The organism is Candidatus Sulfotelmatobacter sp., assembly GCA_035498555.1.
Taxonomy (GTDB): Bacteria; Eisenbacteria; RBG-16-71-46; order RBG-16-71-46; family RBG-16-71-46; genus DATKAB01.
The window spans coordinates 1-8,071 of record DATKAB010000160.1 but is presented as its reverse complement, the minus strand read 5'-3'; the positions used below and the strand labels follow the sequence as shown (position 1 = coordinate 8,071).

The window sequence follows — 8,071 nt, the reverse complement described above, 5'->3', positions numbered from 1 at the left end:
CGCAGTGTCGACAGCGGAAGCGGGGAATGCAACGGGGTAGACACTGGCGGGTGAAGGAGCCGAAGCGGACCCAGCGCCAGCCCGAGGGGCTCAAGTGGAAGCGGCACCACGGCCTGGGGCAGAAGGGTGGCTTGAACGAATCGCCGGAGAGGTCCATGGCCGGGATCACTCTGCACGATCCCGGCCATCAACACTCTCCGCCACACAACTACTGAATCACGGCCACGCGCACCCGGGCGATGCGAGCGCCGCTCCTCAGCGTCGCGAGATAGACACCGGCAGGCACGCGACGACCGGAGTCGTCGGTTCCGTCCCAGCTCGACTGCCACGCACCGCTCCCGCGCCAGCCCGAGTCGAGTCGCCGGATGAGACGGCCGCTCACGTCGTAGATCTCGAGCGTCTGTTCGCCCGCGGCATCGGATTCGATCGCGAATCGCACTGGAGCCCGGGAAGGATTCGGCTCGGCGCGCAACCGCAGCCCGGCCGCAACCGGCCGCGGCTCCCCCACCGCCAGCGTCACGCCCACCCCGACGCGGGCGTTGGCGGTCGCGACCGGGGTCACGAACAGGCCCGCGTTGAAGAACGTCGCCGAGCGGATGTCGACGTTGGTGACTCCCGGAGTGGTCAGCGCGTGGAAGTGCAGCTTGTAGATCTGCCCGGGGCCGGCGAGCACGATCTGATTGCAGAGCAGGAAGTCCCGAATGGCGAGGCTGTCGGCGTCGGCGGTGAAGCGATGGAAGGTCGACCCGCAGGCGCCGCTGCAGGAGCCGGTCATCAGGCAGCCCTCCTGCAGGGAGATCGGCGATTGCGCGACGAACCGGATCATCGTGGTGTCGTACTCCACCACGGCGTTGAATCCGTTGAAGGCGGCGCCGGCCTGGGTGACGTCGATCTCGAGATCGAAATCGGTGTCGAGCGACACACTCTGCTCGGCCGGCAGCAGGCCGGCATGGACGCCCTGGGCGCGCGAGGGAGCCACCCACATCGCGGCCAGCAACAGCATGAGAGCGGCGCCGGCCGCGCGCCCGGCGCGCGCGGACAAGGGGACCCTCCAGAATTCGAAACGCATGACGATGTCCTTTGCGCCGCTCATCGCAGCAGCACCAGACGGCGCGTGAAGCTCCTGCTTCCGGCCGTCAGCCTGACGTAGTACATGCCGGGCGCGACGGATCGTCCGCTCTCGTCGCGGCCGTCCCAGCTCTCACGATAGATGCCGGCTTCGCGCGGGCCGTTGGCCACCACACGCACGCGGCGTCCGTCCACTCCGTACACCACCAGGTTCACCTGGGCCCCCTCGGCCAGACTGTATTCGAGTGTGGCGCGACCGCGCGTTGGATTGGGACGCGCGCCCGCCAGCTCGGTCCGCGACGGACGGACGGGCGCGGCACCGGCGACGTTGCCGACCGGCACCGGGTGGTTGGCGCGATCGCGCGCCGTCACGCTCTCGAGCCGGATCTCGGGATCGCCCGCGCGCAAGGCGCGGAAGCGCACGGTCGCAATGGTGCCGGAGCCCTCCACCCCCGATTCGCGCGCGCCCAGCAGCGCCGCGTCCACCGTGCCGGGCTGCGGCGACAGCACGATGCCACCCTGCAACTCGATGAACTGTTGTGACCGGATACCGTCGGGCGTCACCACCGACGGATTCCAGCCCAGCTTCGCCGAGAATCCCTGGATCCTGCCACCGGCGTCGAGCGTCAATTGCGCCTCGAACTCGGCGCCCGTCTCGACCTGCGAAGGCGCGAGCACGCCGAAGCTCTCGGCGCCGGGAACGGTCGGACCCGCGGCGCGCGCGCGCGCGGCGGCCTTCGCGAGCAGCGACAGACCCGGTTGCTGATCGTAGTTGGTGGCGAACACGATCAGGTCCTCGAAGTCGATGCGATCGTCGGTGGTGGGCCGCGAGGTCACCGAGAGATCCGTGGTCGGCCCGACGTCGAGATAGCCGACTCCGGCCGCGGTGATCGCGGGCTCGGTGATGCCGTAGTGGGCACCCAGCAGCGAGATGTCCTCGTCGCCGACATGGTTGTCGCCGGTCCCGGCGGCCAGCCCGTTCGAGACGTCTCCGAGGAAGTAGTCGAGCGAGCCGTGGGTCAGGTTCGAAGGCGCCGAGAGGTTGCCGCAATCGTCACTGACGCGCGCAACGTAGTACCAGAAGCCGCGCACCGGCGGATGATCCACCAGTCCCGAGCTGGCGTTGCTCGAGACCAGCGTCCACGGCGCGCCCGGCGCGAGCGACGAATCCGGCACGCTGGCCGGGCCGTCGTCGTACTCGGGATAAACCCCGAACGGCGCGCGATAGAGGCTCACCGTGCCGGGAGGATTGCCCGGCCAGGTGATGGTGATGCCGGTGGTCGGGCCGGGACCATTGCCGCTCGTCACCGGCTCGCTGGCGAGTGACGCGATCGGCGGCGGCGGCGAGTGCTCGATGAGCAGCGCCGCCGGCGAGCCCGCCATGACCGGGATCGCGGCGCTCCCGCAATCGCGCCCCTTCACCGACAGCACCGCGATCGATCCGCTGCCGTCGAGCCCGGCGGCCTTCAGATCCACGGTGAAGAGCTGGCCGCCTCCGGGCACGCCGCAGGGCTGCCCGAGAATCGCCTGGTCCACCGTGTAACTGCCGCCACCGTTGCTCACCACCTGGAACGAAGTATTCGAGAAGCCCGACAGCCACGAGCCGGGATGGACGCTGAGGGTCGGCGAGCCCGCCGAGCACAGCGCCAGCCGCGTGGTGTCGATCTGGAACGTCACGCTCATGCCGCGCGCCAGGATGCTCTCCGCCTTCACGTATTCGAACGGAACGCTGACGCAGGCGTGCGCGTTCGACAGACAGAGCCCGGTGGTCTGAGCGGCGACCGTGGAGCTCGGCGGGTTGGAGAAGACGTCGAGAGTGAAATTGGCGCTGCCGGTGCAACCGTTCGAGTCGGCGACCGCGACCGTGAACACCCCGGTTCCGACCGCGCCTGGGGTACCCGAGATCAGGCCGCTGGTGGAATTCAGCGACAACCCCGTGGGCAGTGAGCCGTCGGTGACGGTGAAGTGCAGCGGAGGCGTTCCGGCGCTCGCGGTCAGCGTCTGGCTGTACGAAATGCCGACCACGCCGTAGGCGAGGTCGGCGGGCTCGAGCGCGATCGGCGAGCACGAGATCGCGATCGTGTAGTTGTGGCTGCCCGTGCAGTCGTTGACGTCCACCACCGTGGCCGTGAACGGGAAGGAGCCGGTCGCGGTCGGAATGCCCGAGATCACGCCGCCGGAGGAGAGCGTGAGTCCATTGGGAAGCGCGCCGGCGGTCCTGGTGAACGTGAACGGTGGCGCACCCGCTGCCGCGATCAGCGTCTTCGAGTAGGCGATCCCCAGCGCCCCGGCGGGGAGCGTGTCGGGGAGGATGGCGATCGGCGTGTTGAGGATGGTCAGCTGGGCCGTGGCGCCCGGCGCCACCGGAATCACCGCGCCGGAACAGTCGCGCACCTTGACCGAGGTGATCGAGATCGCGCCGGTGCCGTCGGCGCCGGTCGACTTGAGGTCGAGCGTGAAGAGTTGTCCGCCGCCGGTGACGCCACACGGCGAACCCAGCAGACTGGCGTCCACGGTGTAGCTGCCGCCGCCGTCGTCCACCACCTCGAACACGGTATTGGTGTACGCCGCGAGCCACGAGCCCGGATGCACGCTGAGCGAGGGCGGCCCCGCCGCGCACAACCCGAGCCTGGCGGTGTCGATGTGCAGTGTGACGCTGTAGCCGCGCGCCATCAGCGAGTCGGTGCGGTAGAACTGGACCGGGACCGTGACGCAGGGATGCGCCGGCGAGATGCAGAGCCCGCTGGCGTTGGCGGCGACGCTCGAGGTGGGCGGCGTCGCGAAGATGGTCAGGGTGAAGGCGGTGCTGCCGGTACAGCCGTAGGCGTCGGTCGAGGTGATGGTGAACACCGAGGTGCCGGCGCTGTCGGGTACGCCGGTGATCTGACCGGTCGCGGACAACAACGACAACCCGGCAGGAAGCGCTCCCGAGGTGAGCGCGTAGCAGTAGGGAGCGGTCCCGCCCGACGTGGAGAGCGGCTGCGAGTAGACACTGTCGGCGACGCCGGTGGGCAACGAGCCGGGGATGACCGCCATCGGCGGACAGCTGAACGACACGTCGGACTCAATCGCGCCGAGATTCGATTGCTGCAGCCCGTCGATCGAGCTGAATCCGCCACCCACGTAGACCTGCCCGGCGCCCGCCGCCAGCGTGCGAACCGTCCCGCTCGAGTTGGGATTCCATGGGGTGGCGGTGCCCGTGGTGGGATCGAGGGCGGCGACGCGATTGCGGGCCTGTCCGCCGATCAGGTTGTAGACCCCGCCGGCGTAGACCCTCCCGCCGTCGAGAGTCAGCGCGAACAATGGCCCGTTCGCACCGGGATTCCATGGACTCGCGAGACCGGTGCCGGTCGACAGCGCCGCGATGCTGTTGCGCGCCTGTCCGCCGATGCTGGTGAAGAAGCCGCCAGCGTAGACGATCGAGCAGCCCGGGATCAGCGCCCGCACCGTTCCGTTGGAGTTCGGATTCCAGCTGGTCGGCTCGCCGCTCGCGGCATCGATTGCGGCGATGCGATTGCGAACCGAACCGTCGATCATCTGGAAGTCGCCGCCGGCATAGACGACGCCCGGAACGGTGGCGAGTACGAACACCTGGCCGTCGGCGCCGGGATTCCAGGCCGTCGCCAGCCCGGTGGTGACGTCGAGCGCCGCCAGATTCTGGCGCGGCTGGCCACCGAGCGTGTTGAAGGAGCCGCCGGCGACTACCGTGGTGTCGGTCAGCGCGAGCGCGGTGATCTGCCCGTCGGAGTTCGGATTCCAGGCGGTGGCCAGGCCGGTCACGGCATCCAGCGCCGCCAGACTGGCGCGCGGCTGCCCGCCGATATTCGCGAAGGATCCGCCGGCGTAGACCACCCCATTCCCCGCCGCGAGCGCGAGGATCATGTTGTCGGGCTCGGGATCCCACGCGGTGGCGGCGCCCGAGACCACGTCGATTGCCGCCAGATTGGCGCGCAGGAGCCCGCCCATTCCATTGAAGGACCCGCCCGCGAACACCGTGCCCGGTCCCCTGGCGAGCGCGAGCACCGGGCCATACGCGCAGGGATTCCAGGCGAGCAGCGAGCCGGTCCCGCCATCGAGGGCCGCGAGATTGCTACGCGGCTGCCCGGACGCGAGCGTGAAGCTGCCGCCGGCGATGACGGTGTCGGCGTTCACCAGCACCGCCGACACCTGCCCGTTCAGATTCGGGTTCCAGCCGTTGGCGAGCCCGCTCGCGGGATCGAGCTCGGCGAGGCGATTGCGAATCTGGCCGCCGATCGAGGTGAAGACCCCGGCCGCGACGACGGCGCTCGAAGTTCGCGCGAGCGAGAGCACCTGACTGTTGGCATTGGGATTCCAGGAGGTCGCGGCGCCGACCAGCGTGTCGAGGGCCGCGATTCGATTGCGCCCCGCCCCGCCGATGCTGGTGAAGCTGCCGCCTGCATAGACCAGCCCCGAATCGAGCAGCAGTGCGCTCACCTGATTGTTGGCACTCGGATTCCAGCCGGTGGCTGCGGCGCTGCCCCGATCGAGCGCGGCGATTCGGTTGCGCGTCTGACCGCCGAGGCTGGTGAAGGCGCCGCCGGCGTAGAGCGCGGACGATCCGAGCGCGAGGCTCAGCACCAGGCCGTTGGCGTTCGCGTCCCAGGCCGTCACGTCGCCGGCGGTGTCCACGGCGGCGATGCGATTCCGCGGCTGCCCGCCCACGGCGCTGAACGCTCCGCCCAGGTACACGACCGAATCCGCGAACGCCAATGCGCGCACCTGCCCGTTGGTACCGGGATTCCAGGGCGAGACCGAGAGATCGGCGAGCACGTGGGCGAGATTGGATCTCGGCTGGCCACCCACGGTCGTGAACAGACCGCCGATGTACCAGCCACCGGCGAGGTCGGGGATCGCCACGTCCACCTCGCCCACCACCCGCGGGAAACCGCCGGCCAGCGCGCCGCTGGCCGCGTCGAGCGGCACGCCGCCGCCGGTGACCGGCCCGACGTTGGTGAAGCTGCCGCCGACGTAGAGGATGCCGCCGGCAAGGGCGGTCGCGTTCACCGTCCCGTTGGTGACGTAGAAGTCGTCACGCGCGGATTGCGCGCCTGCCGGTGCCCAGCCCACCGCGATCCCGCCGAGCACCACCAGGCTGGCCAGGAGCACACGCGCCGACGGAGCGACTCGAGCCACGACTTCCACTCCCTACCTTAGATACGCCAGCGACTTCACGAACCGCCGCCCGCCCGCCACCAGATGCACGTAATAGATTCCCGGCGCGACCACTCTCCCGCCGTCATCGCTACCGTCCCAGATCTCGTGGTAGACACCCGGCTCCCGCGTTCCCTTCGCGAGGGTCCGCACGCGCCGGCCGTCGACTCCGAAGATGGAGAGCTCGACATCGCCGGGGTCCGACAGGCTGAATTCGAGCCGGGTGCGCCCGCGTGCGGGATTGGGCGCCGCCGCCATCAGCTCGGTGCGCGCGGGTCGCAGCACCGCGGCCCGTTCCTCGGTGACGACGTCGCGGTTGAAACGGTCGCGCGCCACGACCGCCGCGATCCGAATCCCGGGATCGCCGGCACGCAGGGCGCGGAACCGAACCACCGCCACGGTGCCCGATCCCGAGAGGCCGCGCTCGCGCGCGCCGAGCAGCGCCCCGTCCACCACGCCGGCGGCCGGTGACAGCACGACGCCTCCCTGACCTTCCACGAAGCCGCCCGACTCGTAGCCGACCGGTTCCACCACCGACGCGTTCCAGGCGAGGTGCGCCGAGAAGCCCTGCACGCGGCCGCCGGCATCGAGCGAGAGCGCGGCGCCGAACGTCGCGCCCGCGTCGACCAGGGCCGGCGCCTGGATCGTGAAGTCTTCGTTCGCCGGCGGCGGGGCCAGCGGCCCGGCTCCGGCCGAGGACAGTGGCGCGGCCCGCGTCGCGCGCGCCAGCAGCGCCGGCCCCGATACCGCCTCGTAGTTGGTCGCGAAGACGATCAGATCTTCGAAGTCGATGCGATGGTCGGTGAACGGCCGGGAAGTGACCTGCAGGTCGGTGGTGGGACCGACGTCGAGATAGGCGACACCAGCCGCACTGATCGCCGGCTCGGTGATGCCGTAGTGAGCGCCGAGCAACGAGATGTCCTCATCGCCGACGTGATTGTTTCCCGCGCCGGCGGTGACGCCGTCCGACACGTCGCCGAGGTGATAGTTGAGCGCGCCGTTCGAGCGGTTGGAGACCGCCGAGCGCCCCCCGCCCGCGTTCTTCACGAACGCCACGTAATAGTAGAAGTCGCGGCTCGCCGGCTCGTCGAACTGACCGCTCGCGTTGACGGCGGTGAGCACCCACGGCGAGCTCGGCGGGTAGCTCGGGAGAGCCGGCACCGTTCCGCCGGCATCGTCGTATTGCGGGTAGTGCCCGAATCCGGCCCGATACACCTCGGCGCTGGTGGCGCCGGGCGGCATCGTGAACGTGACCTGGATCCTGACCGTGCCGTCGTTGTCGTTGCCGCTCTGGGTCTGCAGGGCGGCGAGATTGCCGACCGCGGCCGGCAGCGCGTGGATCACGAGCGTGTATTCGCGGCTGCCGGTGCAGCCATTGGAATCCGTCGCCGTGACCGTGAACCCGGCGCTGTCGGGCGCCGTCGGCATGCCCGACAGAAGGCCGCCGGTCGCGAGCGCGAGACCCCCGGGAAGCGCCCCGGCCGTGACGGCGAACGTATAGGGGGCGTGTCCCGCGCTCGCAGTCAGGGTCTGGGAGTACGCCACGGTGAGCGATCCGTCCGGGAGCGACGCCGGAAGGATGCTGATCGCCGGGCAACCCGAGCTCACCACCAGCGTGTAGGCGCGGTTGCCGGAGCAGCCGGCGACGTCGGTCGCGAGCACCGCGAACTGGAACGTCCCAAAGGCTCCCGGCGTCCCCGAGATGACTCCGGTGCTGTCATCGAGCGCGAGCCCGGACGGCAGCGCACCCGCCGAGATCGAATAGACGTACGGCGGCGCGCCGCCGCTCGCCGAGACGCTGTCGCGATAGGCGACGAAGCGCGTGGCGCCC

Annotated in this window: 4 protein-coding genes; 1 reads left to right on the top strand and 3 read right to left on the bottom strand. The window is 70.1% G+C overall.

Going from position 1 to position 8,071, the window contains the following annotated elements; all coding sequences use genetic code 11:
• Positions 1–215: hypothetical protein (locus VMJ70_12910; GenBank protein ID HTO92025.1), on the top strand; the 215-nt coding region annotated here is incomplete at its 5' end.
• Here VMJ70_12910 and VMJ70_12905 read toward each other — a convergent pair.
• The 3 genes from VMJ70_12905 to VMJ70_12895 all read right to left on the bottom strand — a co-directional run.
• Entirely contained in the window at positions 209–1,042 is an 834-nt protein-coding gene (locus tag VMJ70_12905) for a FlgD immunoglobulin-like domain containing protein (protein ID HTO92024.1), read from the bottom strand. The two genes, VMJ70_12910 and VMJ70_12905, sit on opposite strands and share 7 nt — an antisense overlap.
• A gap of 47 nt (positions 1,043–1,089) precedes the next feature.
• A complete protein-coding gene (locus VMJ70_12900) occupies positions 1,090–6,222 on the bottom strand; it encodes a putative Ig domain-containing protein (protein HTO92023.1) in 5,133 nt (1,710 codons plus the stop codon).
• Between the two features lie 12 nt (positions 6,223–6,234).
• The coding region (locus tag VMJ70_12895; protein ID HTO92022.1) for a putative Ig domain-containing protein at positions 6,235–8,071 on the bottom strand (1,837 nt) is incomplete at its 5' end.